This window comes from Enterococcus sp. LJL90 (assembly GCF_056924355.1).
On sequence record NZ_JBXPBQ010000011.1, the window covers coordinates 19,477 to 46,123 of the forward strand.

Sequence of the window (26,647 nt, forward strand, 5' to 3'; positions counted from 1 at the left end):
CCGCAATTGTCCTCTTTGCTTTTTTGATTTTGCTGGCGGACCGCAGCGGCAAACTAGGGGTTTTAGGTACCTTGATTACCCTTTTAATTAACCCAAATAATTATGAATTACGCTATGGCAAGAAAATCAAAAGAGCTTTAAAATTAAAAATTATTTACCTACAGGATGTGCTACTGAGCTTTTTTTGTAGCTGTTATATCACCTACATTATCACCCATAATCTCAGCAATCAGCTGTTGAGAATTATTTTGGATTTAAGTCTGCCCAGCTGCTTTTTTATCATCATCTGGCTTTATGTCAGAGTTTTGGTTCCCAAAGTCATTCATCACTATAACAATCTGAGTGAGTAAATTAAGGCTTCTTTCGAAACATTAAGGCGCAAATGCCTCATCTGCTTTTAAAAAAAAGTGAAACTTTGTCAGACTAAAAAATCTCCTTTAATTTTTTATCTAGACTTCTTTAATTATCTAGCTTGGAAAATTTTTTCGTTTCTGATTAACCAGAAACTTTGCTTCTTTCAAATTTTCCTAGTACAATAGCTATGTTTTGAAGGAATCCGTGTACTGAAAGGAAGTCAATCATGTCAAAAAATTTCTGGGCTGATTTGCCAAAGCCCTTTTTTATCTTAGCACCAATGGAAGATGTCACAGATGTTGTCTTTCGCCATGTTGTCAAAACGGCGGGGGCACCGGATGTTTTCTTTACGGAATTTACTAATTCTGATAGTTTTTGTCACCCTGAAGGCATCGACAGCGTACGGGGCCGTTTAGTTTTTACTGAAGATGAACAGCCGATGGTGGCTCATATTTGGGGAGACAAACCAGATTTTTTTAAAGAAATGAGTATCAGCTTAGCCGAGATGGGTTTTCAGGGAATTGATTTAAATATGGGTTGCCCAGTTCCTAATGTGGCCGAACGGGGCAAAGGCAGCGGCTTGATTTTGCGGCCTGAGGTGGCGGCTGAGTTAATTCAGGCTGCCAAAGCTGGCGGCCTGCCGGTGAGTGTGAAAACCCGCATCGGCTTTGAACAAACTGCTGAACTGGAGCCTTGGATTACCCATTTGCTGCAACAAGATATCGCGAATCTTTCCGTTCATTTAAGAACGAGAAAAGAAATGAGTAAAGCAGCCGCCCATTTTGAATTTATTCCCAAAATTGTCGAGCTGCGAGATAAAATTGCCCCGCAAACTTTGATTACCATTAACGGCGATATTTTAGATCGGCAAATGGGCCTAGCCTTAGCTGCAGAATATGGTGTTGATGGTATAATGATTGGTCGGGGGATTTTTAAAAATCCTTACGCTTTTGAAAAAAAACCACAGGAGCACACCCCTGCTGAATTAATTGAACTGTTAGAGCTGCAGCTTGATTTACAAGATTATTATGCACAGCTAGTTCCCCGCTCAATTGTGGGCCTGCATCGCTTTTTCAAAATATATGTCAAAGGCTTTGCCGGTGCCAACGATTTACGGGTTCAATTAATGAATACTAAATCAACTGATCAGGTTCGTGAGATTTTAGCCGCTTTCCGTCAGAGCAATCCAGAAATCTTCGCTAAATAAACTAAGGTTGTTCCGAGTTTCCTCTACCCTAAAGAATTTTCTTCTTTAGATATAGTAGGAAAACTCAGAACAACCTTTATTTTTCCTCTTTTACCTCAACCCATAATTTATAAAATTCTTGCTTACCGAGATTTGCATCCTCTACTGCCGCAAATAAATACCGCCCAAAAATTGTTGCCCCAATCTGATAGCCCATTTTTTTTATAGCCGTTAGCTGACTATCTAAATCGGTTTGCGCTACCTGCATATCTGTCATCGTCAATAAACAAGTGACAAATGTTTTAGCGGCTGCCTCTTGGCTGGTTAAAATCACCCGTTGCCCTTCATCATTTTTTAGACTATGAACAACACTGCCTGAATAAAAGGCTTGTTTAGCTGCCTTAAAATAAATTGCCGAATTATAAGAATCCTCAATAAAAAGCTGAGTGCCTTCAATTTCACTGACGGCAGAATCAATCAAATACTGAATATCTGGTTTCTCCAATTGATATTGGTGGTCTTTTAAATAATTGTATTTTTCAATGTGTTGCATATTCGTATCAATTTTCATAACTGTTTTTTCAAGATTTTGAATTTCTGTCAGCAGGTCCTCACGTTTATTTTGCAGGACTTCTTTCATATTTGCTGAGCTCATCTGGTCGATTTTCCGCAACTGTTCAATTGCAATCCCTAACTTGCGATAAAAAACAATGTCACCAATCTCCAATAAATCTTTAATTGTGTATTGCCGATAGCGACTGGAGGCATCACGAGTAGAGCTTATCAAGCCCTCCGATTCCCAATATCTTAAAGAAGATTTTGCGACATTAAAAATTTTTGCAACATCATCAATCGAAAAAATTTCCTGCATCTCAGTCCTCCTGAAATTTTTTTTAGAAAAAGCCTTGACATTAAAGCTACTTTAAAGTTTAGACTAGAGCTACTGGAAAGTAAAGACCTTCCAGAAAAATTTCATTTTTTGATTTTCAAACCTGTTGCCGGCTGCTAGTACTACAAGTGGTTCGCTGGTATTTTACTCGAATGAAAATCAAACTATTTTTTTGCAGTGGCTTCATTGCAAATCAATCAGGAGGATATCATGTATTTATTAAAAGAGTTTTCTAAAAAGAATAAGGGCTTATTGGCAATCAGTATTTTCTTTATCACCATCACCACCTTTGCGACACTCATTATTCCCTTTTTAGTCGCCCATATGATTAACGAGGGGATTTTATTGAAAGATGCTGGAATGGTCACAAAAGTCAGTATTCAGATGGTCTTTATCTTGATTTTGGGAACTTTGGCGGGTATTTTAGGCAGTTATTTTTCAGCAGACTTTTCGGCAAAATTTGCCAAAGAAAATCGCCAACAGCTGAGCCGCAGCATCCAAAGATTATCGATTAAGCAAGTCGATGATGTGGGCGTGGCCTCATTGGTCACTAGAATGACCAATGACAATGTCAATGCCCAACAAATTATTTTGACCTTTTTGCAGCTGATTTTACCGAGCCCGATTATGTCGATTTTTTCTTTAATTTTAACGATTCAAATCAATCCGTTGCTCGCGCTGATTCCGCTTTTTTCAATTGTGATTTTTGGAGCGGTGATTTATGTCACTATGAGCCGTTCCGTGGAAAATATTATCCAGATTCAAATTAAAATTGATCGAATGACTTTAGTTCTACGGGAATTTTTCACCGGCGTTCGAATTATTCGAGCCTTTGACAATTCCCATAAAGAGCAGGAACGTTCAAATAAAACCTTTGAAAGTTATACCGATAATAATATTGCGATAAACAAGCACTTCGCCATTTTAACGCCCTTAGCTTTTTCTTTGATGGTGATTGTCATGGCTTTAATTATTTGGTTTGGCTCGCAGCTAGTCTCACAAAATGCTTTAGCGGTCGGCAGTATCACAGCACTAGTCGAATATACCGTCACGACGATTTCGACCTTGATTACTTCAGCTCTAGTATTGTTCCAGTTTCCAAAAGGGATTGCTTCAATTAAACGTATTAGTGAAATAATCACTATGGAAAGCAGCATTTCAGATCAAAAAGATCAAGCAACTGGTGTCAAAAAATTAGCCAAAACAGCAGGCGTTTCAATTCAACAATTAGAGTTTAAACAGGTTGATTTCCGCTATACCGGCGCCGAAGAGAGCGTCTTGACGGATATTAATTTTTCGATTCGCGCTGGCGAAACGCTCGCGATTGTCGGCGGCACGGGTTCCGGCAAAAGCTCTCTTTTAAAAGTTTTGTTGCGTTTAGAGGACACTACTGGCGGTGAAATTTTAGTCAATAATATCAACACCCGCAAACTGCCTTTAAAGGAACTGCGAAAAAAAATTGCCTATATTCCGCAAAAGGCTTTCCTATTTAGCGGCACCATCAAGGACAGTTTGCAATTTTCAAATCAATACTTAGGGATGGATAAAATTATTGAGGTAGCTAAAGTAGCGCAAGCCCATGATTTTATCACTTCGACGGCTGAACAGTTCAATTCTCCGGTAGCCCAAGGAGGCACCAATTTTTCTGGCGGGCAAAAACAACGGCTAGCAATTGCCCGTGGATTAGCTAAAGAAGCGGATATTTATATTTTTGACGATAGCTTTTCAGCCTTGGATTATGAAACAGATGCCAAACTGCGACATCAACTGAAAACTTATCTAAAAAATAAAATAGCCATTATCGTGGCTCAACGCTTAAGCACGATTGCCGCGGCCGATAAAATTGTTGTCTTAAATGAAGGCCAGGTTGTTGGAGTTGGCCAGCACAAACAATTGCTTCACGAAAATAAATACTATCGTGAACTCGCCTTAACCCAAGGCCTGATTACTGATGGAGGAAAGAAAAATGTTGTTTAATAAACGAAAAAAAATTCCTAAAACAGCCTTAGCGGATACCCCAAAAGATACAAAGCGGGCCGCCTTGTTGTTCTGGAAACTTTTAATGGAAGAAAAAGTTAAGGTTGTGACGGTCTTTTTCTCAAATGTCATTTCCACGATTCTCTACATGCTAGTGCCCTGGATTGCTGCAATATTAATTGATAAAGTGATTGCCGTGATGAGTGACGGCAGCATTTCAAATAAATGGGCCGCCATTCAAACAGAGATTATCAGTGGCATTATCGCTTTGGCAGTCATTGGTCTTTTAGTTTTTATCATGAACTATTTCCAAGAATATGTGATTGCCAGTGTTTCAGAGAATCTCAGTCTCTCGCTACGGAAAAAGCTGACGGAAAAAATGACGAAGCTGCCGATGAATTTTTATGATACAACCCAGGTCGGTGAGCTTTTAAGTAAAGCCACCACCGATATTGACAAGATTTCTGATATGATTGTCACCGGTTTTAATCAGATGGTCTATTCAGTCGTCTGTATTCTCTTAGGTATTGGAATTCTCTTTACAATTCGGGTGGATATGACCTTTGTAATTTTAGCCGTTTTAATTTTAGGCGGCGTGGGCACGGCGATTATTTCAAAAATTAATAATGAGCTTTTTGAAAAGCATATGGCCACCCTGAGCGCATTAAGCTCTACCACAGAAGAAACATTGGCGGGAAATTTAGTGGTCAAGGTCTACGGTCAAGAGGAACGTTTCATTCAAACGATTGACCAAGACATTGAAGCCCAGTATCAAGCCAACAAATTTTCTCAGTTTGTCGTCTACTCGATTTATCCGGCAATCCGTTTTATCAACCAAATCGCCTTTATTCTGGCGGCTTTAATTGGTGCTAATTTAGCTATTCAAGGAATTTTAACGGTTGGCTTGGTGCAGGCTTTCCTGCAATATGTCACTCAGATTTCCGAACCGATTACAAACTCATCTTATATGATCAATTCATTTCAAGGAGCGCTAGTCGCAACCGAAAGAATTTATCAAATCTTGGATTTACCAGAGGAAGTGCAGGTTAGCGATGAAGAATTAATCACTTTAGATCAACCAAAGGGCGCCATTCAATTCGACCATGTTTCCTTTAGTTATACAAAGGAAAAACCTTTAATGAAAGATGTCAATTTAGCCATTAAAGAAAGACAAATGGTGGCAATTGTCGGTCCTACCGGTGCCGGCAAGACGACGCTTGTTAATTTGCTGATGCGTTTTTATGACGTCAATGCCGGACAAATTACCTTTGATGGCCAGCCGATTACCAAGCTCTCCCGGAAAGCGTTACGTCGCAATTTTGGTATGGTTCTACAGGATACTTGGCTCTTTCATGGCACGGTTGCCGAAAATATTGCTTACGGCAATCCCAAGGCAACACAAAAAGAAATCGAAGCTGCTGCAAAATTAGCCCGCTGTCATTCCGTTATCAAAAAGTTACCAGAAGGCTATCAAACAATCATTTCAAGTGAAGGCAGCACCTTATCCCAAGGTGAGCAACAATTGATTACCATTGCTCGGGCCATTTTAACTGACCCTCGCGTGATGATTTTAGATGAGGCGACCTCAAGTATTGATACGAAAACTGAAAAAGATATTCAAACGGCGATGAATCAAGTGATGCAGGGCCGGACGAGTTTCGTGATAGCCCATCGTTTGTCGACAATTAAAAATGCCGATTTGATTCTCGTGATGGACAAAGGCAATATCATCGAACACGGTACCCACAGCCAATTACTCAACCAGCCTTCTCTGTATGCCCGTCTTTATAATAGCCAGTTCCAAGCCTAATTAATTTAAAAAAATAACCGCTGATTTTCAGAACAATTCTAAAAAATCAGCGGCTATTACTAGTAAACACTGGGATTTGATTTCCAACGAAAATTAATTTCACGAAAAAAATGCAGTTGCAAAAAAAATTTCTACACAAAATTTACTTGCAGCCCAACTTTTTTCATTATATTCTTGAAGAAAAGCTAAGGAGTATTAAGATGGAGACACAGCTGATTACAAAAAGAATCGAGCATTTTAAAGACTATGGCAATTCTCTACCTGGGGCCAAGGTTTATTTTCGTGACGACTGGGGTACGATTTATTTTGATTTATTAGGCAAACAGTTTGGCATGATGAGTCCAGAAGCTAGTGCTGAGAGCTTGATTACCTTAAAAAATCTTCCTGAAAAAAATGAAGAACTGCGGGAAATATATCCAGACATCATCATCCCGGGATATTATGCTAACAAAAAACATTGGAACTCGATTCGCTTAACGGCTCCTGAAATTTCCGATGAAATGATTGAAGCGATGATTAAAACTTCATATGAGTTAGTTTTCGCTAAATTAACGAAGGCCCAGAAGTCAGAATTAAATAATTAGTATCAGTGCCGGCATTTTGAAAAAATTGCCGGTCTTTTTATTACAGCCCCACCCGCTGACGAATTTCTGCTAGTCTGGGATAAAGAGATGGTCCCGGGCAGGCGGTCTCATTTCCCGGCGCATCGCAATGGCCTTCAATTATTTTAATATCATAACGAGTCTGGATATCTTGAATTAGTTTTACCAGACTGGCAACTGTCGCATCAGACACTAACCAATCAGGTTCCCCGCTGACATTGCAGCACTCAATGCCAATCGAACGACTATTTTCATCTTTCGCGTGCCATGCACGTTTTTCTTCGTCAACGTAGGCCCGGATTTCGCCAGCCGGACCGATGCCATAGTGAGCAGATGCTTCCCGTTCACGCCAAACATCCGGCACACCGTCAAAATCGGTCATCGCCATATGATGAACGACAATCGTGTCGACCACGGTTCCTTCACGACTCCCCCAACGGACAACGCCCCAATTTTCAAATTGATATTTTTCTGCTAATGAACTAACTGTCACGTCTATTTACCCCCTTTTATAAAAAAAGACTCAGCACAAAAGCCGAGCCTTGAGAAATCTCTTTATTAATTTTGCTTCAGGCTTCTTCTTTTTTAATTTCAGCCAACAATTTTTCCATTTCATCCGTTAATGTCAGCTTAGCCAACATATCCGGGCGCCGCAGATACGTGCGCCGCAAAGATTCTTTTAGCTGCCACTCCGCAATTAGTTGATGATTGCCGTTGGTTAAAACGGCCGGTACTGCCATGTCGTTAAAGACTGCTGGGCGAGTATACTGCGGGTGTTCTAAAAGGCCCGTGGAATGAGAATCGGTTTGCGCCGAAGTTTGATTGCCTAAAACCTCTGGCAACAAGCGCACCGTGGCATCAATCATCACCATTGCACCTAATTCTCCGCCGGTCAAAACGTAATCTCCTAAAGAAACCTCATCTGTCACCAGACTGCGGATGCGCTCATCGTAGCCCTCATAATGGCCGCAGATAAAAATCAAATGCTCTTCATTTGAAAATTCCTCCGCCATTTTTTGGTCAAACTGTTTCCCGGCTGGATCGAGTAAAATCACCCGCTTTTTGGTCGCGGGATTTTCTTTTTGAATGGCTGCTAAATTATCATAAATCGGCTGAACTTTTAACAGCATGCCGGCACCGCCGCCGTAAGGATAATCATCGACTGCCTGATGTTTATTGTCAGAGAACTCTCTGAAATTAGATACCTTAATCTCCAATAAATCTTTTTCAACAGCCTTGCCGATAATCGATTCGCCTAATGGCCCTTCAAACATTCGGGGAAATAAGGTTAACACATCAATCTTCATCGTCTAATAATCCTTCTGGTATTTCCACTTCAACTTCACCGGCAGCTAAATCAACTTTTTTAACAACTGATTCGATATAAGGAATCAACGCATCCTTTTTCTTTGGCCGCTGTACGACCCACACATCATTAGCGCCGGGGGATAAAATTTCTTTAATTTTGCCGATTTCTTGGCCTTGACCATCCACGACTTTTAAGCCGATAATTTCGTGGTAATAAAATTCATTATCCTCCAACTCACCCATGTCAGTGGCAGCCACTTTTAGAATGCCGTCACGATATTTTTCCACATCATTAATATTCGGGTGGCCTTCAAAACTTAAGATATCGAAATTTTTATGCTTGCGGTGACTTTTCACCGTTAATTCAAGCGGTGCTTTCTTTTCTTGAAACAAGGTTAGAACAGCGCCCTTTTGGTAGCGTTTCTCAGGGAAATCTGTTTGGGAAATCACCCGCACTTCTCCTTTGATGCCTTGTGTATTGACAATTTTTCCAACATTATAATAGTCCGTCATAAGCTTCCTCGCTTCTTTCATTATCTGCTATATTTTAGCAGAATTGAGCGGGGAATTCTAGGGTGAGTATCAAGACGCCTTTTTACATTTCAATAAATGATTTTAGTAATCCCGCCCACTTTTCTATAGAAGTAAAACGAACTCTTTTTCGATAGAATACTGTAAAAATTTTCCAGCCAAAAACGAATTGCTACACAAAAAAATTAATTTGCCATAGAAACCGCCATCTTCAAGCCATCTAAGTAATCGAGATTTTCAATTGTATAGACTACTGTTCCCTCCTGCCAGCTGATTGCCGTCATCGTGTAATCAGACACTGCCATATCAATTGTCACTTGGCCGTCGGTATCAGGAGCCGGCAGCAAGGCTGTCTCAAGATAATTGACGATTTCTTTGGCAATCGGTACGGGATCTTGATTGGCATTGTTGTTGGCACGGATATTAAATGACCAGTTGCCTTCATCCCAAGCTAAATAAGTTGAACCGGCTGCTCCTTCTAAAAAGCCGGTTATGTTGTAACCCAAATCGACTTGGCTCGCCCCGTCAGCCGGAATTTTACTGACTGCTGCTTGAGCCTCGGCTGTTGTGGAAAAATTATCCTGTTTGAAGGCCGCAAAAGGCTGGGCATCATTTAAATGATGATCGTTCAGTACATAGGCTTGAGGTAATTGATAATATAACACCGAAATATGATTTTCTTCAATATCCGCTGCAATATTTAAAAAATTGGTCTGATCATAGGGAATATCTGTTGGAAATAATTGGTTGGGGTATTGCTGTTGCAATTCCGCCAGTGCCGACGTGTCTTCTGCCACTGTATTTTCACTAGAGCTTGAGATTGTCGTAGAGTCATTGGTTGATGTTGAACTAATTTCGTTGCTGACACTTGCTTCTTCAGTTGTTGCTGTTTCTTGATTAGTTTCAGCCGAACAACCGGCCAATAAAATCAGTCCGCAGAGTAAAACGATTTTTTTCATATGACTTACCTCCTAGTCATTTATGATACGCTTCATTTATTAAGAGACCAAAAAAATCGCTTGCATTTTTTTCAGCAGTCATTTTTTCAACACCATAAAAAAACACCTGACTGTCTAGACAATCAGGTGTTTTCGTATTAGGATTTATCTACAATATTTAGTCGAACTCTCTTGGGGCCATTGGTGCGAACCGAATAGACGATAGTCCGGATTGCCTTAGCAACTCGACCTTGCTTTCCAATCACGCGGCCAATATCTTCAGGATCTACAGAAAGATTGTACTCATAAAAGTCATCTGATTCTGTAACTTCTAAATGAACCCGCTCAGGATGAGTGACTAATGGTTGAACGATTGTTAAGACTAATTCTCGCAAATCTTTCATTGAGACTCACCTTATTTCTTTGTAAATTTAGCTTCATGGTGTTTTTGCATTACGCCTTCAGTTGAAAGCAAATTGCGAACTGTATCAGAAGGTTGCGCACCTTTAGATAACCATTCTAAAACTAAATCTTCTTTTAAAACTACTTCTGCAGGGTTTTTCAAAGGGTTGTAAGTACCTACAGTTTCGATGAAACGTCCATCACGAGGAGAACGAGAATCTGCTACGACGATACGGTAAAAAGGTTTCTTTTTAGAACCCATACGTTTTAAACGAATTTTAACTGCCATTTTTTAATTACACCTCCATTAACTTAATCACAAAAGCTAGTTTAACAGGTTTCTACGACCTTGTAAAGAGTTTTTTCTTGACACCTCAAAATTAATTAAAAAAACTCTCAAAAAGCAGCCGCCTGTGCTAAAATAAAAGCACCTTGGCAGGGGCAACTCCTCAAGTCCGAGGAGTACCTTTGAGTAGTTTGCTGATTAGCAGACTACTCTTTTTTAAAATAATTAAACTGAGCTATTTCACTAAAGCCTAAACTTTGATATAGATGTTTAGCTGGACCATTATCTTTTTCCACTTCTAAATAAAGGGGCAGCTGATATTTTTTCAAGTGATTTATCATTGCCGCTAAAAATAAGCGGCCGAGGCCTTGTCCTCGCACCTCTTCTTTGACGACAACCCCATAAATTCCGAGCCGTTCTTTTCCATGGTCGACCCGCATTGACGCTAAAACCTGCCCGCCTTTTTTCAAAAGATACGTTTTTAAGATATCCGCTTCAGAAAAAATATTCTCTGCTGTTTCAGCTTCTGGCTGCCAAAATTTCAGAATGGTTAAATCATCTGCAAGAGTGGCGGGTGCGATTTCATAATCTTGCGGCAATTTCGTTTCAGTAAAAGCCGCCAATTTTTCGATATCTAAAATCATTGCCAATTCTGTAAAGGCATATTTAAAACCCGCTTGGCGGACAACTTGCTCTTGTTGGACATCCTTTGCCTCGATAATTACTAGAATACTTTTAATCAATGGCGACTGACATGCGGCTAAAACAGCCGCTAATAATTTTTCAATGATTGATTTGTCATTAATCGTAACTAGTGTGATTTCACTTTCACTGGGATCAAACTGGCTTAAAACACCCAGTCCGAAAATTTCATCGGCAGCTTCTGCCACGAAATAAGTGTACTGCTGACTTTCTCCCTCAACTAATTCTTCTAATTTATATTCCTGCTGAAATTTTTGTTTCATCTTTTTAAGAAACTGGGTCAGCTTTTGCTGCTGGGTGATTGTTAAGGCCGCAATTTTTTTAATTTCCAAATTTTTTTCTCCCCTCGCTAGTTTTATCAAATTTTTTTTACTTATTTTTCGCACACTAAAGGCTGTTAAATCAGCATTTTCAAGTTTATATCTTCTTCAAAACAAATTCCCTTACTTTTTGTAAGTCGTTTTGTTTGAATTATTTCCGATTCTTTTTTATTATAGGTTCATAGCAAAACAACAAACAAAAAAACAGGGGGAACTTACTCATGACAAAAAAAATTGGATTCTTTATCGGTAGCTTAAGAAAAGACTCATACAACAAAAAGGTTGGCGAAACAATTGCTAGTCTTTTACCAGCAGGATACGAAGCCGAATTTATCGAAATCGGCGACCTGCCATTTTACAATGAAGACCTTGACACCGACGGCAATGTGCCAGCAGCTTGGACTCGCTTCCGTAATGAAGTGAAAGGCTTAGATGGCTTTATCTTCGTCACACCTGAATATAACCGTTCAGTCCCAGCGGCTTTGAAAAACGCTCTTGATGTTGGTTCTCGCCCTTATGGACAAAGCGTTTGGGATGGCAAACTAGGTTTAGTTGTCACTGTATCACCAGGTGCAATCGCTGGATTCGGTGCTAACCACCACTTGCGTCAATCATTAGTCTTCTTGAACGTACCTACTTTGCAACAACCAGAAGCTTACATCGGCGGCATCCACACTTTAATCGGTGAAGATGGCGAAATCGTTGCTGATACAAAAGGTTTCTTACAAACAATCGTAGATGCGTTTGTACCATTCTTTGAAGCAAATTCAAAATAATACCGATAAGCAAACCATTTTTCAAAAATAATCGAGAGGGTTCATCAGCGTTAGTTGATGAACCTTTTTTTTGTTGTCAGAAATTATTGTAAGGTCTTGACTACACAAGAGACAGTAAAAAAAATTATTTTTTTATACCTCAAGCAGCTATTAATTATTTTAAAACGTCTTGATACATGCGCAAAACATTTTTTGAAAATACTTTTTCAATTTCTCCATCGGAATAACCAGCCTGTGACAGTTTTAAAGCTAATTGTGGCAGATAGCTGGCATCCTTGAGATCGGAGTTTAAGCGAATCCCGTCAAAATCTGAACCTAAACCGACGCAGTCGATACCGCCGACATTTTTCAAATACGAAATATGGTCGACTAATTTAGTTATCAGATGGGTTTGGTCATCTGCTGCCCGTAAAAATTTTTCATAATAATTCATGCCGATAACCCCGCCACGATTAGCAATTGCTTTAATCAAGTCATCTGGCAAATTACGATAATGATTTTTTACTTGGCGGCCATTGGAATGGCTAGCAACAAAAGGTCCTTTGGTGGTGGCCAGCACATCTTTCACCAATTGATCAGAGCCGTGGGAAACATCAACAATCATCCCCAACTCTGTCATCCGCTCCACAATCCCAAAGCCGGTTTTAGTTAAGCCGGCTTGCTCCAGTGTTACGATTTGCTCCGCTTCATCAGCGTAAATTGCATTGGGATAGCCGATTTCATTTTTAAAATTCCAAGTTAAGGTCAGCATCCGCACCCCTGCTTGATAAAATTCCTCCAATTTAGAAATTTCTCCCTGCAAAGGCGCTCCTTCCTCCATAGTCAGCATGCTGCTGATAAAGCCCTGTTGTTGATTGGCCAAAATTTCGGCAACCGTTGTGACCGGTCTTAGCCAATCTTGATTTAAAGATAATTCCTCTTGGTAGCAGGCAATCATTTCCTTAGCTGTTTGGTAGGGATTTTTGGCGGTTTCAAGATCTACATAAATCGCAAAATTTTGAACCAGATAATCTCCGGCTAATAATTTTTGCCGGTCAATTTGAAAATCATTTTCCCGCAATCCTTGGTAATGACCATCTAAATGGCTCTGATAGATTTTTAAAATAGTATCACAATGCATATCTGCAACTTTCATAACAGCACTCCTTTGAGTTTCAATAGACTTATCATACCACTTTTTATTCACTAGACAATCCTACTGACAAGTTTAAAAAAGAAGGACTAGCTCACGCCGCCCTTCTTGTGTCCAACAGATTAGTTTTGGTGATAACGAAAACAGCTTTGAAGATGGTCGTTGACGATGCCCACGGCTTGTAAAAAAGCATAAATCGTCGTGGAGCCAACAAATTTAAAGCCGCGTTTTTTTAAATCCTTGGCAATCTGATCAGATAACGGCGTATTCGCCGGAACTTCCGCCAATGTCTGATAGTCGCCATAGATGACTTGATTATCGGTAAAGCGCCACAGATAGTCACTCAAACTGATTTCCTTTTGCAGCTCTAAAACTTTTTGAGCGTTGTTAATGGCCGCCTCAATCTTACGACGATTGCGGATAATGCCGGGATTATCCAGTAGCTCTAAAATTTTTTCCTCATCGTAATTGGCCACTGTTTCAATATCAAAATGGTCATAGGCCGCATCAAAATTTTCCATTTTATTTAAAATCGTCTGCCAGCTTAGTCCCGCCTGATTGATGTCTAACATTAATTTACGAAAAAGATTTTGGTCATCGTAAACCGGCACTCCCCAGACCGTATCATGATATTCCTGCATTTTTTGATTAGCATCTGCCCAACCGCATCGGGTCATCTCCGTCACCTCGTATAATTTCTATTTGTTTTCTCTAGTGTAGCAAAACTTTTCAAAAAATACTTTACAAACTTTAGTGTACTATTTATACTAGTACACAAGAAACAGTTGCTTTTTAAATTTAGAAAGGAGCTTCTAATGGTTTCAATAAATAAAAATAGTAGCAAACCCTATTATGAACAATTAATGCTGAGTATCAAGGAAGATATTTTGCAGGGGATTTTACAGGCTGGCGACCGCTTACCTTCTGTGCGGGAACTGGCAGCTCAATTGATGATGAATCCCAACACAATTAGTAAAGCCTATAAATTACTAGAGGGGGAACAAGTCTTGACCACTGTGAAGGGTAAAGGAACTTACGTCAATAATCTTGACGACATTCAACGGGATGAATACAAGGTGTCCCAATTAAAAAAGCGTTTCAACGATTTAGTAATTGAAGCCGGTCATCTCTTGGTCTCCCAGGATGAAATCATCGACTGGCTGCAGGAATCAGAAAAAAGTCTGGGGGGTGCTCTCCATGAAGATTGAACACCTGACTAAAAAAATTGATGGCCAACTGGTCTTAGACGATATTTCGGTTGACTTGACTCCTGGTGAAATCATCGGCTTAATCGGCCGTAACGGTTCGGGGAAAACGACAATGTTTCGCACGCTAGCCGGCCATTATTTAGCAGATGGCGGCGAAGTTTTACTTGAAGGAGAAGACTTATTAAAAGCTCCTCACCTGCAGGAACGACTTTTTTATTTGGATGAACAGTATCATTTCTTGAACCACTATTCATTGATAAAAATCGGTCGCTTTTACCAGACAATCTATCAGGAATTTGATTTTGATTTCTTTTTAAATCTGCTACAAAAACAGCAATTGCCACTGCGGAAAAATTATCGTTCCTTGTCAAAGGGAATGCAGGGCCTTTTCAATATTATTTTAGCGCTGGCCTCCAATGCACCGTATCTTTTTTTGGATGAACCCTTTGATGGCTTAGATGTGATTGTCAAAAAGAACGTGATTCGGTTACTACTGGAAAATATGGGGGCCGCTCATCGGACAGTTTTGATTTCTTCCCATAATTTAAATGAGCTGGAAAGTCTGATTGACCGGGCATTGCTGTTAAAAGACAATCAAATCGTCCAGGATTATCGGTTAGAAACGATTCGCCAGCAATCCCGCAAGCTGCAGTTAGTATTTCAGAAAAAACAAGTCCCAGAGCTGGTGAAGGCCAATAGTAAGGTCGTAAACATTCAAGGCCGCGTGGTCACAGCGGTCTTTGAAAATTATACGCCAGAATTAGAAGCGCAAATCAAACAATTAGAGCCAATCGTTTTTGAAGAGTTGCCTTTAAGTTTAGAGGATTTATTTGAAGCCAATCTCAGCCGGGAAGCTGATTACCAACTATTTATGTAAAGGAGCAGAAGATGGATAAAAAAGTTTTTACGCTGATGAAACAGCGTTACGGGAAATTTGTACTGATTGCTGGCTTGCTGATTGTGCTATTTTATATCTTTTCAGCAACAAATTTTATTGGCAACTGGCAATCTAATCACGAGTATTATTTTTCAAAGGATTTTAGTGAGTACTATCTGCCTAGTGATAATATTGAAACCATTTTTGATGAACAGGGGAACATCCTCTCAGAAGAACCTACATCTTTGGAGGATTATCGCAACCAGCAGCTTTATGTTTTTGAAAAGAGCAATAGCTCAAGTTATAGTGATAAGCTCTATGAAAAAAATTATCAGTCTGGCGGGCAATATTATTACAATGCATTTCGCCCTCTTGAATTAAATGGGATGATTTTTCTCGCCTTAGGTTTCTTATTATTCTTTGTCGATTTAAAAACATCTTTTAATACCTTTTTATTTTCCAGCGGAATTTCCCGCAAAAAAATCTTTATGGGAAAATTACTGGCAGTTGCGCTACCAATTTTGTTCGTTTTTATTGTGGCAACTTTAATCCAATTGGCTATTATCAGTCTGAATATTCCAGACCCGTATTTTAATAGTGAACTTGGGCCGCTGCTTTCCAGCTTGATTAGCACTTGGGCGCTAGCCTTCCTCAACTTGATTATGGGGATCTTCGTTGGAATTTTGACCGGCAATTTAATTTTGGGACCTTTGACCGTGCTAGTATACGGCACGATGTTTTTAGGAATTCCTGAGCTGCTTAATAATCTACAGCGTTTAATCTACGGTGTTACCGAAGTGACGCCGATTGATTTTTCAAGTTATTTCAATTTCGGTCTGGCTAAACAAACGAATCCGGTCTTGCTACCGGTTGTGTTAATTATAGTCGGTTGTTTATTTATCTTTTTAGCTGTCAAAGCCTTCCAAAAAGTGTCCTTAGAAAACAATGGTCATTTTCTCTTAGTGCCTAAATGGCGGCTGCCGATTTTCATTTTTATGGCCCTCTATGCAAATCTAATTGTGAGTTTCTTAATTGCGCCACCCTTGTTGAATTATCAATATACCGTAGCATTTTATGAGGCCAATGCCTCGTTGTTACCGTATGTAGTGCAGTTGCTTATTCAACTAGTCATCGTCACTTTAATTTGTGGGCTTTTGGTTTACTCAGATACCCTCATTCAACGTCTGCAAGAGCGGCGGGAGAAAAAATTTGCTAGGCTAGGTTAAGCAGATTTTGCCAGCTGATTTATCATACATTTCTTCTACTTAGCGAATAAAATACAAAATAGCACTAGTCAATAGGCAGTTACGCCTCTTTTGACTAGTGCTTCTTTTTTTGTAAAAATTTTTTTCCTGCCTTATACAAGTTAGATTTGTTTAATTAATTTTAATAGCCATGTCATTGACTGTTCGTTCTTTTTTTATTTGATAACTCAAAAGAACTCCTAGAATCAGCGTAGTGAGTAATAAAAGTACCCCACCTTGTAACAGCACTGCCCCCAAGTTGTCGGCAATTGCTGCTTCTTGAATAATTGCCGGCATCTGTAAATAATAATGGGGAAACCAGCGCCATAAGCTGCCGCCATCATCCAGCATTTCAATAAAAGCATAAGGCGCTGCTAATAAAAAGATGCTTAACACAATGGTCAGTAGGCTGCGTTTAGTCACCAGCGACAGCCAAGCGATTAGCAAAATAACTAAGACACTCCATAAAACAGCTGTCCCAAATAGTAAAAGCAGATATTGCCATAATTCAAGAACAAAGTCTTCAGAAATCACGATTGGGTATCGCAGGATTCCGAAATCCTGCGAGTAGAGGCTGCCTCCTGAAACTATTACGATTGTTAGAGCAATACTTAGTCCCAACACTAGAAAAAAGGCAAACTGAATTTTGCTTTTGATAAAAGCGCTCCGCTTAAAGGGCTGTGTATATAAAAACTTGATGCTCTGATTTTCAAACTCACTGGTAAACAAATCAAAAAATAATAAGACCAACACCAAAACTAAGACAATGCCAATCGCGCCTTGATAAAACAATTGCAAGGTATTCAACCCACTAATCTTTTTCTGATAGCGCAGTGGCTCAATCTTTTGGTCAAGAAAATACTGGTTCACCTGCAAATTCATTTCAACTTCTGCCTGGTCAACTTCGCTGCCGACATTCTCCCCTGCAGCCAGCAACTCTAGCTGATTGCTTTGCCAAGCAAGATACCCACTAATGGCCCGCTGCCAATCATCTTGATTAATCCCGAGATATTCTTCATCAATTGCCTGCATCCCTTGATTGTAAAGGCTGATGGTCGCAGCCACTTCCTCGGTCACTTCTTCGTTGACCATTTGCAGGCTCATCATATTGTCATAATAGCGATTGTACAGCACTGACAACTCTTCTAAATGGGTTTGCCGCTGCTCTTCATTTTGCTGATTGGAGATAAAAATAAAGCCAAGTGACGCTAATAGTAGCGCAATCACCAACAGTTTATTTTTTAATTGCCGCAGCCATTTAACACCTTCAAACTTCATCAGTTTCATAATCTTTACTCCTAAACAAGTCGAAATAAATATTTTGGGTACTCTCTTCACTGATTGCCGTATCATGAATCAGAATTTCATTAAGCTGACAATACTCTAAAAACTCTTGGTATTCGTCTTGTGTCAAGGTTACTTCGATTTTCTTTGGAGCCAGCTGTTCAAAAGTCAGCTGCTGTTGAGCAAGATAAGCAGCAGCTTGGACAATCTCCTCTAACACAAAAGTATAATCTAACCTCTGGGCGTGATAGTCTTTAGCAGAAATAAAATCTCCCTCATGAAGAAAATAAATATTATCCGTCAAACGATCGATTTCATCTAAATTATGAGAAGAAAAAAGTACCGTGGTCCCCTCTTGATACAGCTCCTTTAAAATTTCCCGAACCCGCAGAACACTGGAGGGGTCTAAGCCATTTAGCGGTTCATCCAAAATAATTAATTGCGGTTTAGGCAACACCGCCATCGCAAATAGCAGATGCTGCTTCATTCCTAAAGAATATTTTTTGACCTGCTTTTTCAAATAGCCAGTCATCTGCAAACGATCGGTTAAAGCCTGCTGTGCTTCCTTTGAAATTTCATGAATGCTGGCGACAAAGTCTAGATGATCTTGGCCGGTCAGCTCCCCATAAAGCACTGAATTATCCTGCAGATAGGTCACCTCTTTAAAAATACTAGAATCTGTATGCTTTTTGTCTAAAATAGTAATTTCTTGGTAACTGGCCGATTCTATATTTGTAATGATATTTAAAAAAGTCGATTTCCCCGTTCCGTTGGGGGCCACCAGCGCCATAATTGTCGGCTCGCTAATTTCTAAGTCAACCTCATCTAATACACACTGATCTTTAAAATATTTTGTTAACTGACTGATTTTAAGAATCATCTCGCTGCTCCTTTTTACTCCGAAATATTTATTTTTTGACTGTCTTAACTACACATTTTTCTTTTGTAAATTTGCCCGCACACAATTAACATTACACCGTTAAAGATTGTTAAACTCAGCAGACCCTTTTGCCAGCTGATATCTGGATTCGATGTTCGCCTAGCTAAGCTGAAATTAGAATAGTAGCCGATATTCTCAGCATCAAAACTATAGTAGTCATGCTCATAATTGGGAGCTAGCGGATCTGTTGAATAACCACCCTCTACCAAGATAGGTTCCTCGTTACTATTACTGAAAAAAATATCACTAGCAGACACATATGTACTTGGACTGTAAGCTGCTAATAGTCTAAGCTGTGCCGGAAGAGTCAATTGGCTGGCAAACAATAGATACGCAAACAGCGCCAAACTCAAAAAGATGCTGACAAAACTTTTCCGCAGAAATAGAAAAAATAACTGGCTAATTATATAAAACAGCATTAAATTTAATAAAAATATTCCGCTGGCAACTAACAAATATTGCCAAACTGGGATAATGTGATACTGGTAAAATTCCCCTTTCATTAAAACAGGAAATAGCCAACTACTCCTACTGCCAAACAGCCATGGGATAGCGTAAGCAAAACAGCCTAGTACAACTAAAAAAAGGAGACTGCGAATCAGAAATTCTAGCAGGTCTGCCAAAAAAACTTTGACTCGAGGAAGTGGTTGAACTGCAAAAAAACGATAATTATTGGCTTCGTTAAATTTCAAGTTTTGAAAACCAAAACAAAGCATGAAATAAACTAAACCAAAAATACTCAACAAATAGGTTGAAAGTGACATCAAGAAAGTTTGGGTGTTCGTCCCATAGCGAATAGAATCATTGGCAATATTTTGTTCCAATAAATAGTCATTGACTAATTTGCGGCCATCGACATAAAATCCCGGTTCAAAACCATAGAGTTCCATAGGAGTGGGCCCATAGACACTAAGTTGAGGCGAAAGCCGATAATAGCCATCAAACCACTGATTTTCTATTGCTAAGCGGTCGGTAGAACTCCCATTGTGAAATAATTCAAGTTCATCAATGACTTTTTGAGTAGACTCATTGAAAGCCTCTTGATTTTCTGGCAACACATCTTCTGGACTGTCTCTGTAATCTACTAGAAATTGTTTATTATGTTTAATTATTTCTTGATCCCTTGCCCAGAGCTGGTCTTGTTCCCGCTGACGCAGCGTTTGATTTGAGAAAAAGAGCAAGACAATCAAAAGGAAAGGAATAATCAGTAAAATATTTGTCGTCAAATCCTTGCGACTCAGTTTTCGTTTAAAAAATAAATAAGTTTTAAATGTCTGCATAAGTTCTCCTAAAGATTAATCGCACATTCGCTTGTTAAACAGTCCGATACTCAGTAATAATAATAGACCATTTATCACAACTAAACTAAGCACACCTTTCTCCCAGCTTATCTGAGAATTACCGGTTCTAACAATCAGATTATGACCCATATAATAACCTGCATTTTCAGTAATAAAGGCGTAGTTTTCAAATAGAAAAAAATCGGTTTCCCAATTAGATTGCTCATAGGTCTCCATCACTAGTTGCTGTGGCTCATGACTTTGACCAATCATTATCTGACTGGGATTAACATACGTTGTTGGCGAGTAGGCAGCGACTGGCTGTAAATTTTCTGGCAAAATAAGCTGGCTAAGAATAAAAAAGTACCCAAATATAGCCAGAGTAAGCCCCACCACCACAAAACTTTTACGCAATAAGCAAAATAACAGCTGCACACAAAAATAGAAAAAGCAAAGATTTAGTAAAAACAACCCCGAGGTAATAAAAAGATACTGCCAAACAGGTAAAATCGATAGCTGCCCTACCTGATTTCCTGTAGCAATCAGTACAGGATAATTCCAGCCCTGTGACGATCCCAAGACTTTAGCCAGTAGATAGGCAAAAGCCAAGAGCGCCAGTAAATAAACAAATGCCTTCAAAATAAATTCAAAAAAGTCCGCTAAAAAAATCCGACTGCGACCCAATGGCTGAACGGCAAAATAGCGATACTTGCCAGCTTCATTGCGTCGCAGATTACTAAAGGCAAAGCACAGAATAAAATAAACAAGACCTAAAATTCCCATCAGATAACTCGATAATGATACGAGAAAAGTTGCTGTGCCAGTCCCATAGCGCATGGAATCAGCTTTCATATCATTTTTCAACAAGTAGCGGTCAGTTAATAGCTTGCCGTCAACAAAAAATGTCGGATAAAAGCCATAAACTTCTTGTTCCATATCTGGATAGCGCCACCAAACTCGTGGGGCCAATTGATAGTATTTTTCCAGTTCAGTAATTTCTAAAGTTAATTTTTCAGAAGTCGTTCCCTGATGATACAAGGCAAATTTTGCAACGAGGGCTTCTGTTCCTTCACGAATCACCTGCATTGTTTTTGGAAACGAAGGATCATCGTATAAATAATCCGCATCAATCGTAAATTGCTGATACGCCTCCTGCTCTTGATAACTCCGCTGAATCTCAGCCTGTTCTCGATTATTTAATAATTGATTCGAAAAAAATAGGCCAGTGATGAGCAAAAAAGGCAGCAGCAATAATAATTTTGCAGGTAAATCGTGTTTATTCAGCTGACGTTTAAATCGTAAATAACTCTTCACATCCCCCATAGCGACTCCTTTACTTAACTACACATTTTCTTTTTAAATAGCCAGCTGCTAATGGCCGCCATTAAACCAGTAAAAATCCCCGAACTTAACCATCCTCTTTGCCAACTAATTTGCCCATTGCCAGTTTTCCTCGCTAAATTAGCTACGGTATAATAGCCACCGTTTTCTATCGTAAATAAAAAAGAAAAAAGCGAAAAAGTATCGTCTTCAGGATTTCCCCTTGAACCACCACCACTGATTAATTGTTGTTCTTCATTACTTTGGCCGATTAAAATAGCAGATGGTGTAACATAAGTTGTCGGACTATAGCTGATTGCCTCCTGCAGGTTTGTCGGCCAACTTACCTGACTCAAGACAAAGAAGTAAGCAAAGATTGCCAAACTGAAAAAAATACTCACAAAACTTTTGCGGATAAGTAAAAAAATCAGCACTGTGATAAAATAAAATCCGCAAAGATTAACCAGAAACATTCCAAATACTATTACTAAATAATGCCAGACCGGGAGTATAGTAAGACTGCTCATTTGGCCGCTGACCGTGGTCAATACCGGATAGTCCCAACTACTGGCTTCACCAAAAAGCCAAGCCAGAGAATAGGCAAATACGATTAATAACAATAGGTAGCCAACCGAACGACCTAAAAACTCTAAAAAGCCGCTAAAAAAATAGTTCGCCGCTGCAAAGGCTGGACTGCTAAAAAACGATATTTATCGTTTTCATTTTGTTTTAACTGATTAAAGCCAAAACACAGCATAAAATAGCAAAGTCCGCCAATTCCCGTCAAGTAGACCGAAAGGGAAATTAAAAAAGTTGCCGTGTTAGTACCATAACGAATAGAATCATCAGCAATCTGCTGGTCAATTAAATAATTATTGACCATTCTTTTGCCATCAACAAATGGTTTTACGTAAAACCCATACGTTTCCACTTCCTCTTCTGGATAATCCCATTCCTGTAACGGCACATTATAAAAAGTATCAAATTCCTGATTTTCCCTCTTTAAGCGTTCTAAAAATGTCCCGTGTTCATACACTTCACTTCTCTCTAGATTATCTTGACTACTCTCAAACCAAGCCTGATAATACTGGTCTGAATAACCGTAGTCATCTTGAGAAGTGTCTCTATCTGAAAATTCTTGAGCATTTTCAATAATCATTTGATTCCGGGCAGAAATTGCCGCTTGCTCTCTTTGAGCCAACGTTTGGTTTACAAAAAAGAGACCAATAATCAATAAAAAGGGCAAAAGCATTAAAATTGTTGCTGACAAATCTTTTTTTCTCGTTGCCCGTTTAAATTTTAGATAGTAACCTAAATTATTTTTCATATTGTCTCCAATAATCTACCAGCTGCATGTGAGCCAAAGCAGTTGTCTTCTTAAAATAATGATACCGTATTAAAAGAAGATAAAATAGCAAAAATCGCTACTTTTTTATGGAAAAACAAAAAAATGCTTTTATATAAGAGTTGGAATTCATAATTTTTTGTGGATGAGTAGAAACGCTCCTCAATTTTTTTATTCTTTGAGACATAAAAAAACTACTTAAGAACTTGCTAATGCAAATTTCTAAGTAGCTTTCTAAGTAGCTTTAAAAGTAGCTTTCACGGCTATTCTTCTGATTAATCTAGCACATCATCACTTTCAGCAATTTCGCCAGCCTCCAACTCAAAGTCCGCTTCCGGATGTAGTGGCTCTGCTTGATCAGTCACCAGGCCAGTCGTTGCGTTCGCATCATCTGGTTGCATCACGATAGTTTCAACTGAATCTGGCAGCTCGTCATCCAAGCGATAGCCCTGCGCTTGGGTCGCTCCTAATAATTCTAGGATATGCTGCCATTCATCATTGGCAATCACCATCACGTCTGTGCCGTTTTCAGCCTCCAATTTCACAACTGCTTCAAGCTCGTCTCCCAGCTGCTGTAAAATTTTCTCCAAAGGCCATTCAGTATTATCCAAATTTATTCTTGTTACCATTTATTTTTCCTCCATCAGCAAAATTTATCGTCTTAGCGATAACTTCCTTTCACTATACGGGGGAGCTTTATGGATGGAAACTGTTTTGCTTGAACTTGCTAAGCTGAAAGATACTAAAAGTTTTCCTGTTGAATGTTTTAAAACAGTTTAGAAATTTTGTACATCCCTTTTGGCCTATTTAATCAAGATATTTTTAGCTTGAAAACAACATCCCTTTGCGCCATAATCTACCTCTTCAAATTAAAAACAACTGGTGAAATTAATGAAATTCTTTTGTGATTGTGTAGCTGACAGAGATGAGCCATTAATTTTTTTCAAATTAAAGGTGCCCAAGCAAATCTAGTTTCAAGAAAAGACTGTAAGATTACGTTTTCATAACTCGTCATTTGCTAGATTAAATAGCTTTTGTTATAAGCAATTATTTTTAAACTAAGCCAAGTTGAAAATTTTTGATTGTCTAATCAGGAAATCTTTTTCTGTTAAATCGTATTTTTATGATTTCCAGCAGAACTCCAGTATGATTACTGCTGTGAGTGTTATATGGTATTCTGCTCAAAAATAATTCTAAACGATTATGATTGTTGGCGTTATTTATAGAACAGTGCGGGTTCGATTCCGGCCACTCACGTAGTCTTGATAAATGAAAAGTGAAATCAGTTGCCCATAAACTGATCTCACTTCGTTTTCATGATATATTGCTGACTAAATCATCTTTTTCACATCAGCTTGTCAGTAGCATGTCCTCTAATTCCGCAAACAATCTTTTTGCTTCTCCCATAATATAAACTTCATCAGGAATCACTTTCACAGGCACCTGCTCCTCTGTCAAAATCCCTAAATCATGTTTTAAAAAGCGCAATGACGAATCTAAAACAACTAAATTGGCTTTAAGTTCTGGTTGCTTGCGTTGTTCTTTAGTGATTTTTTCAATTGTATAAAGACTTCCTTCTTTTTGGACAGTATCTTGAAATTCTCTGTACAACCGATTCATCACAGGTCTTCTATTCGCTGCATCTTCTACAACAAAAAGTATTTTCTTCTTAGTCATCCGATTCTCTCCTTTTATATCTCATCTATTCGTTTTTTGATTGGACGGGCCGGCACGCCTGCAACCACCGTATTACTAGGGACATCTTGGGTCACGACTGCTCCAGCTGCGATGACAGCTCCATCACCTATTTTGACCCCCGGTAAAATAGTACAATTACCTCCAATCCAAACATCATTGCCGATAATCACCGGCTGTGCCTGAGCCAACTTTCTCCTTCTAGCTTGGGGATTTAAGGGATGGCCGACTGTCGTAATCAAGGTGTTCGGTCCAATCATGCAAAAATCGCCAATCCTCACAAGTCCACAATCTAAAATCGTCACGTTATAATTCGTTAAAAAGTCTTTGCCGACATGAATATTTAAGCCGTTATCACAGAAAAAATTAGGCTGCATATAAACTGGCCCCTTAGTCGAGCCAAATATCTCTTGAATTTTGATATTCTGGCTGGCTGAATCAGTTGGATCAATCTGATTAAACTCCTGACAAAGTTTCAATGCACGCTCTTTCGTTTTTACTAGTTGGCTATCAAAAAAATCATATGCCAAACCTGCCGCCTGTTTGTCTAGTTCATTCAAAAACTTCCCCCCTTATCAAGCAGAATTTTTTATCTGCTTGTTTTCATTCATCATAGCAACTGCTAAAATGAAGTGAAATGGGTTAACTTTAAATTGGAGCAGCGTTCTAAAATCGCCTGAAAATTGAGGGCTATTTTTGAAACACTGTTCTAGAAAAGAGGCCACTATGTTAATTCGGGAGCGTTTAGAAACTTTTTCTTTTACGGCTGGTGAACAAAAAGTTGTCGACTATCTGTTAGTTGAAGGAGACAATATTGCCGATAAATCCACCAGTCAAATTGCGCTGGCGACTTTTTCTTCAAAGTCGACTTTAGTGCGGATTGCCCAGAAATTAAATTATTCAGGCTGGAGCGACTTTAAAGCTGACTATTTAAGAGAAATTGATTATTTAGATAAGTTTGTTGCCAAAGTCGACGCCAATCGCCCCTTCACAAAAAATGATTCTTTGATGTCAATCGCCGCCAAAATTGCCGCTTTAGAAGAAGAAGCGATTGCAGATTCATTGAGTTTGCTCAGTCATAATCAATTGCGGCAGGCACTGACGCTGCTTACTGACGCCAAAACAATTCATCTTTTTGCCGTCAGCAACAATCTTTTACTCGCCCAAGAATTCGCCCATAATATGGCTCGCATAAAAAAAGATGTTCGCATCCATGCCCTGCAAAGTGAGTTAATTTTTCAGGCAGGTTTGGCTGAGGCAGATTCTTGTGCCATTATCATCAGCTATTCTGGGGAAACGGAAGTTCTAAAAGATGTCAGTCAGTTATTAAAGCAAAAACAGATTCCAATTATTCTTTTAACGAGCCTCGGAGAAAACAGTCTTTCCCGAGTAGCTGACTGCCTCTTGCATTTGTCTACGCAAGAAAAGCTGTACTCAAAAATTGCCTCCTTTGCGACAGATTATTCAATCACTTACATTTTAGATGTTTTATACAGCTGTGTTTTCGCCCAAAACTACAATGAGAATTTTAAATTGAAACAAACTCTTGCCGCTCAAGTTGAAAAACATCGCTCCTCAGATTCCGCCATTTTGAGGGAGGAATAAGAACAGCCAGTTTAGACAAAATCAAAAAATGAAGATAATAAAAACAGCAGCAAAAAAACTTTTCTGGTTTTTGCTGCTGTTTCTGGTGATATCATCAAGTTATCATTTTTTAAAATTATAACAAGTAATTTAAAATTCCCTCATTAACTCTAGCTCAACTGATAAGGTCAAAGAGTTTTCCTCTGGGGCCTCTACATAAATAATGCGGTCGTAACCAACGCTTGTCCAAAATTTCAATCCAAAATAATTTGAAGCTGAAACCATCAGCTCAGAGCGCTTAATATTTTGTTGGTGAAATAGCTCATCTAATTGCTTAACTATCTCCTTGCCGACACCTTTACGCTTGAATTTGTCAGCAATATAAAAATGCAAAATATAGTAATACTGTTGTGGTTTCACTAAAATCCAAGTATAGCCAGCTACTTGCTCGTTGAAAAAAATCGTATAGCAACTGACTGTTTCATCTGGTGGCGGATTGCCGATTTTTTTACGGATATCTGCTAAAGGCTCAAGAGGCTCTCTTCCCTCCACCTGTATAAAATAAGGCTTTGCTTCAGCAAAAAGCGCCATAAGCTTTTCTTGATCTGCCATTTGAGAAATCTTCATGTAAATTTGATTCATCCTTAGCCCTCCTCT

30 protein-coding genes are annotated in these 26,647 nt (G+C 39.1%); 10 read left to right on the forward strand and 20 right to left on the reverse strand.

Annotated features, from left to right (window positions below; translation table 11 throughout):
* Nucleotides 1–71 precede the first annotated feature (71 nt).
* Together AC1Z3S_RS17620 and AC1Z3S_RS17625 are read left to right on the forward strand one after the other, a co-directional pair.
* Nucleotides 72–350, forward strand: a complete 279-nt coding sequence (locus AC1Z3S_RS17620; RefSeq protein WP_461741447.1) for a hypothetical protein — start codon at nt 72–74, stop codon at nt 348–350.
* A gap of 230 nt (nt 351–580) precedes the next feature.
* Nucleotides 581–1,561 (forward strand): tRNA dihydrouridine synthase, encoded by a 981-nt coding sequence (locus tag AC1Z3S_RS17625; RefSeq protein WP_461741448.1) that lies wholly within the window; start codon nt 581–583, stop codon nt 1,559–1,561.
* A 76-nt stretch (nt 1,562–1,637) separates the two neighbouring features.
* Here AC1Z3S_RS17625 and AC1Z3S_RS17630 read toward each other — a convergent pair whose 3' ends face one another.
* Nucleotides 1,638–2,411: a MerR family transcriptional regulator gene (locus tag AC1Z3S_RS17630; protein WP_461741449.1), complete on the reverse strand. Its 774-nt coding sequence runs from the start codon at nt 2,409–2,411 to the stop codon at nt 1,638–1,640.
* A 228-nt stretch (nt 2,412–2,639) separates the two neighbouring features.
* On the opposite strand from AC1Z3S_RS17630, the gene AC1Z3S_RS17635 reads away from it, so the two are divergent.
* From AC1Z3S_RS17635 to AC1Z3S_RS17645, 3 genes are all read left to right on the forward strand, one after another.
* Entirely contained in the window at nt 2,640–4,406 is a 1,767-nt protein-coding gene (locus AC1Z3S_RS17635) for an ABC transporter ATP-binding protein (protein ID WP_461741450.1), read from the forward strand.
* Nucleotides 4,396–6,216, forward strand: a complete 1,821-nt coding sequence (locus AC1Z3S_RS17640; RefSeq protein ID WP_461741451.1) for an ABC transporter ATP-binding protein — start codon at nt 4,396–4,398, stop codon at nt 6,214–6,216. Before AC1Z3S_RS17635 ends, AC1Z3S_RS17640 begins: the two co-directional genes overlap by 11 nt.
* Nucleotides 6,217–6,416: 200 nt before the next feature.
* A complete protein-coding gene (locus tag AC1Z3S_RS17645; RefSeq protein WP_461741452.1) occupies nt 6,417–6,800 on the forward strand; it encodes an MmcQ/YjbR family DNA-binding protein in 384 nt (127 codons plus the stop codon).
* A gap of 40 nt (nt 6,801–6,840) precedes the next feature.
* Here the strand turns inward: AC1Z3S_RS17645 and AC1Z3S_RS17650 are convergent, their stop codons facing one another.
* From AC1Z3S_RS17650 to AC1Z3S_RS17680, 7 genes are all read right to left on the reverse strand, one after another.
* The gene (locus AC1Z3S_RS17650) at nt 6,841–7,311 is read right to left on the reverse strand and encodes an N-acetylmuramoyl-L-alanine amidase (protein WP_461741453.1); all 471 of its coding nucleotides are present in this window, start codon (nt 7,309–7,311) and stop codon (nt 6,841–6,843) included.
* Between the two features lie 76 nt (nt 7,312–7,387).
* The gene (trmD, locus tag AC1Z3S_RS17655) at nt 7,388–8,125 is read right to left on the reverse strand and encodes a tRNA (guanosine(37)-N1)-methyltransferase TrmD (RefSeq protein ID WP_461741454.1); all 738 of its coding nucleotides are present in this window, start codon (nt 8,123–8,125) and stop codon (nt 7,388–7,390) included.
* Nucleotides 8,115–8,639 (reverse strand): ribosome maturation factor RimM, encoded by a 525-nt coding sequence (gene rimM / locus AC1Z3S_RS17660; protein ID WP_461741455.1) that lies wholly within the window; start codon nt 8,637–8,639, stop codon nt 8,115–8,117. The genes trmD and rimM overlap by 11 nt, the downstream gene beginning before the upstream one ends.
* Nucleotides 8,640–8,842: 203 nt before the next feature.
* Nucleotides 8,843–9,616, reverse strand: a complete 774-nt coding sequence (locus AC1Z3S_RS17665) for a hypothetical protein (protein WP_461741456.1) — start codon at nt 9,614–9,616, stop codon at nt 8,843–8,845.
* Between the two features lie 137 nt (nt 9,617–9,753).
* Nucleotides 9,754–9,999 carry a KH domain-containing protein gene (locus tag AC1Z3S_RS17670; protein WP_461741457.1) on the reverse strand — a complete coding sequence of 82 codons (246 nt, stop codon included), beginning with the start codon at nt 9,997–9,999 and terminating at the stop codon, nt 9,754–9,756.
* An 11-nt stretch (nt 10,000–10,010) separates the two neighbouring features.
* Nucleotides 10,011–10,286, reverse strand: coding sequence for a 30S ribosomal protein S16 (gene rpsP / locus AC1Z3S_RS17675; RefSeq protein WP_265460143.1), 276 nt, complete (start codon nt 10,284–10,286; stop codon nt 10,011–10,013).
* 203 nt (nt 10,287–10,489) lie between these two features.
* Entirely contained in the window at nt 10,490–11,317 is an 828-nt protein-coding gene (locus tag AC1Z3S_RS17680) for a GNAT family N-acetyltransferase (protein ID WP_461741458.1), read from the reverse strand.
* A 209-nt stretch (nt 11,318–11,526) separates the two neighbouring features.
* On the opposite strand from AC1Z3S_RS17680, the gene AC1Z3S_RS17685 reads away from it, so the two are divergent.
* Nucleotides 11,527–12,081: an NADPH-dependent FMN reductase gene (locus AC1Z3S_RS17685; protein ID WP_461741459.1), complete on the forward strand. Its 555-nt coding sequence runs from the start codon at nt 11,527–11,529 to the stop codon at nt 12,079–12,081.
* Nucleotides 12,082–12,235: 154 nt separating this feature from the next.
* On the opposite strand, the gene AC1Z3S_RS17690 is transcribed toward AC1Z3S_RS17685, so the two are convergent.
* Together AC1Z3S_RS17690 and AC1Z3S_RS17695 are read right to left on the reverse strand one after the other, a co-directional pair.
* Nucleotides 12,236–13,216 carry a dipeptidase gene (locus AC1Z3S_RS17690; RefSeq protein ID WP_461741460.1) on the reverse strand — a complete coding sequence of 327 codons (981 nt, stop codon included), beginning with the start codon at nt 13,214–13,216 and terminating at the stop codon, nt 12,236–12,238.
* Nucleotides 13,217–13,335: 119 nt separating this feature from the next.
* Nucleotides 13,336–13,890, reverse strand: a complete 555-nt coding sequence (locus AC1Z3S_RS17695) for a DNA-3-methyladenine glycosylase I (RefSeq protein ID WP_461741461.1) — start codon at nt 13,888–13,890, stop codon at nt 13,336–13,338.
* 138 nt (nt 13,891–14,028) lie between these two features.
* On the opposite strand from AC1Z3S_RS17695, the gene AC1Z3S_RS17700 reads away from it, so the two are divergent.
* The 3 genes from AC1Z3S_RS17700 to AC1Z3S_RS17710 are packed head-to-tail and all read left to right on the forward strand — an operon-like array spanning nt 14,029 to nt 16,524.
* Nucleotides 14,029–14,421, forward strand: a complete 393-nt coding sequence (locus tag AC1Z3S_RS17700; RefSeq protein ID WP_265460148.1) for a GntR family transcriptional regulator — start codon at nt 14,029–14,031, stop codon at nt 14,419–14,421.
* Nucleotides 14,411–15,298, forward strand: coding sequence for an ATP-binding cassette domain-containing protein (locus AC1Z3S_RS17705; protein WP_461741462.1), 888 nt, complete (start codon nt 14,411–14,413; stop codon nt 15,296–15,298). Before AC1Z3S_RS17700 ends, AC1Z3S_RS17705 begins: the two co-directional genes overlap by 11 nt.
* Before the next feature lie 11 nt (nt 15,299–15,309).
* Nucleotides 15,310–16,524 carry a hypothetical protein gene (locus tag AC1Z3S_RS17710; RefSeq protein ID WP_461741463.1) on the forward strand — a complete coding sequence of 405 codons (1,215 nt, stop codon included), beginning with the start codon at nt 15,310–15,312 and terminating at the stop codon, nt 16,522–16,524.
* A gap of 150 nt (nt 16,525–16,674) precedes the next feature.
* Here the strand turns inward: AC1Z3S_RS17710 and AC1Z3S_RS17715 are convergent, their stop codons facing one another.
* The 9 genes from AC1Z3S_RS17715 to AC1Z3S_RS17755 form a co-directional block, all read right to left on the reverse strand.
* Nucleotides 16,675–17,829, reverse strand: a complete 1,155-nt coding sequence (locus AC1Z3S_RS17715; protein WP_461741464.1) for an ABC transporter permease — start codon at nt 17,827–17,829, stop codon at nt 16,675–16,677.
* Nucleotides 17,810–18,706 carry an ABC transporter ATP-binding protein gene (locus AC1Z3S_RS17720; RefSeq protein ID WP_461741465.1) on the reverse strand — a complete coding sequence of 299 codons (897 nt, stop codon included), beginning with the start codon at nt 18,704–18,706 and terminating at the stop codon, nt 17,810–17,812. Before AC1Z3S_RS17720 ends, AC1Z3S_RS17715 begins: the two co-directional genes overlap by 20 nt.
* 44 nt (nt 18,707–18,750) lie before the next feature.
* Nucleotides 18,751–20,046: a hypothetical protein gene (locus AC1Z3S_RS17725; RefSeq protein ID WP_461741466.1), complete on the reverse strand. Its 1,296-nt coding sequence runs from the start codon at nt 20,044–20,046 to the stop codon at nt 18,751–18,753.
* 15 nt (nt 20,047–20,061) lie between these two features.
* A complete protein-coding gene (locus AC1Z3S_RS17730) occupies nt 20,062–21,369 on the reverse strand; it encodes a hypothetical protein (protein ID WP_461741467.1) in 1,308 nt (435 codons plus the stop codon).
* Nucleotides 21,370–21,383: 14 nt separating this feature from the next.
* Complete coding sequence (locus AC1Z3S_RS17735) at nt 21,384–21,986, reverse strand: hypothetical protein (protein WP_461741468.1); 603 nt, start codon at nt 21,984–21,986, stop codon at nt 21,384–21,386.
* A 29-nt stretch (nt 21,987–22,015) separates the two neighbouring features.
* A complete protein-coding gene (locus AC1Z3S_RS17740; protein ID WP_461741469.1) occupies nt 22,016–22,693 on the reverse strand; it encodes a hypothetical protein in 678 nt (225 codons plus the stop codon).
* Between the two features lie 293 nt (nt 22,694–22,986).
* On the reverse strand, nt 22,987–23,340 hold the full coding sequence (locus AC1Z3S_RS17745; protein ID WP_461741470.1) for a hypothetical protein: 354 nt from the start codon (nt 23,338–23,340) through the stop codon (nt 22,987–22,989).
* A 721-nt stretch (nt 23,341–24,061) separates the two neighbouring features.
* Nucleotides 24,062–24,388 (reverse strand): hypothetical protein, encoded by a 327-nt coding sequence (locus AC1Z3S_RS17750; protein ID WP_461741471.1) that lies wholly within the window; start codon nt 24,386–24,388, stop codon nt 24,062–24,064.
* Nucleotides 24,389–24,402: 14 nt separating this feature from the next.
* Entirely contained in the window at nt 24,403–24,966 is a 564-nt protein-coding gene (locus tag AC1Z3S_RS17755) for a sugar O-acetyltransferase (protein ID WP_461741472.1), read from the reverse strand.
* 166 nt (nt 24,967–25,132) lie between these two features.
* Between AC1Z3S_RS17755 and AC1Z3S_RS17760 the strand changes: the two genes are divergently transcribed.
* Nucleotides 25,133–26,011: a MurR/RpiR family transcriptional regulator gene (locus tag AC1Z3S_RS17760; RefSeq protein WP_461741473.1), complete on the forward strand. Its 879-nt coding sequence runs from the start codon at nt 25,133–25,135 to the stop codon at nt 26,009–26,011.
* Nucleotides 26,012–26,140: 129 nt separating this feature from the next.
* Here AC1Z3S_RS17760 and AC1Z3S_RS17765 read toward each other — a convergent pair whose 3' ends face one another.
* The gene (locus tag AC1Z3S_RS17765) at nt 26,141–26,632 is read right to left on the reverse strand and encodes a GNAT family N-acetyltransferase (protein ID WP_461741474.1); all 492 of its coding nucleotides are present in this window, start codon (nt 26,630–26,632) and stop codon (nt 26,141–26,143) included.
* Nucleotides 26,633–26,647 lie beyond the last annotated feature (15 nt).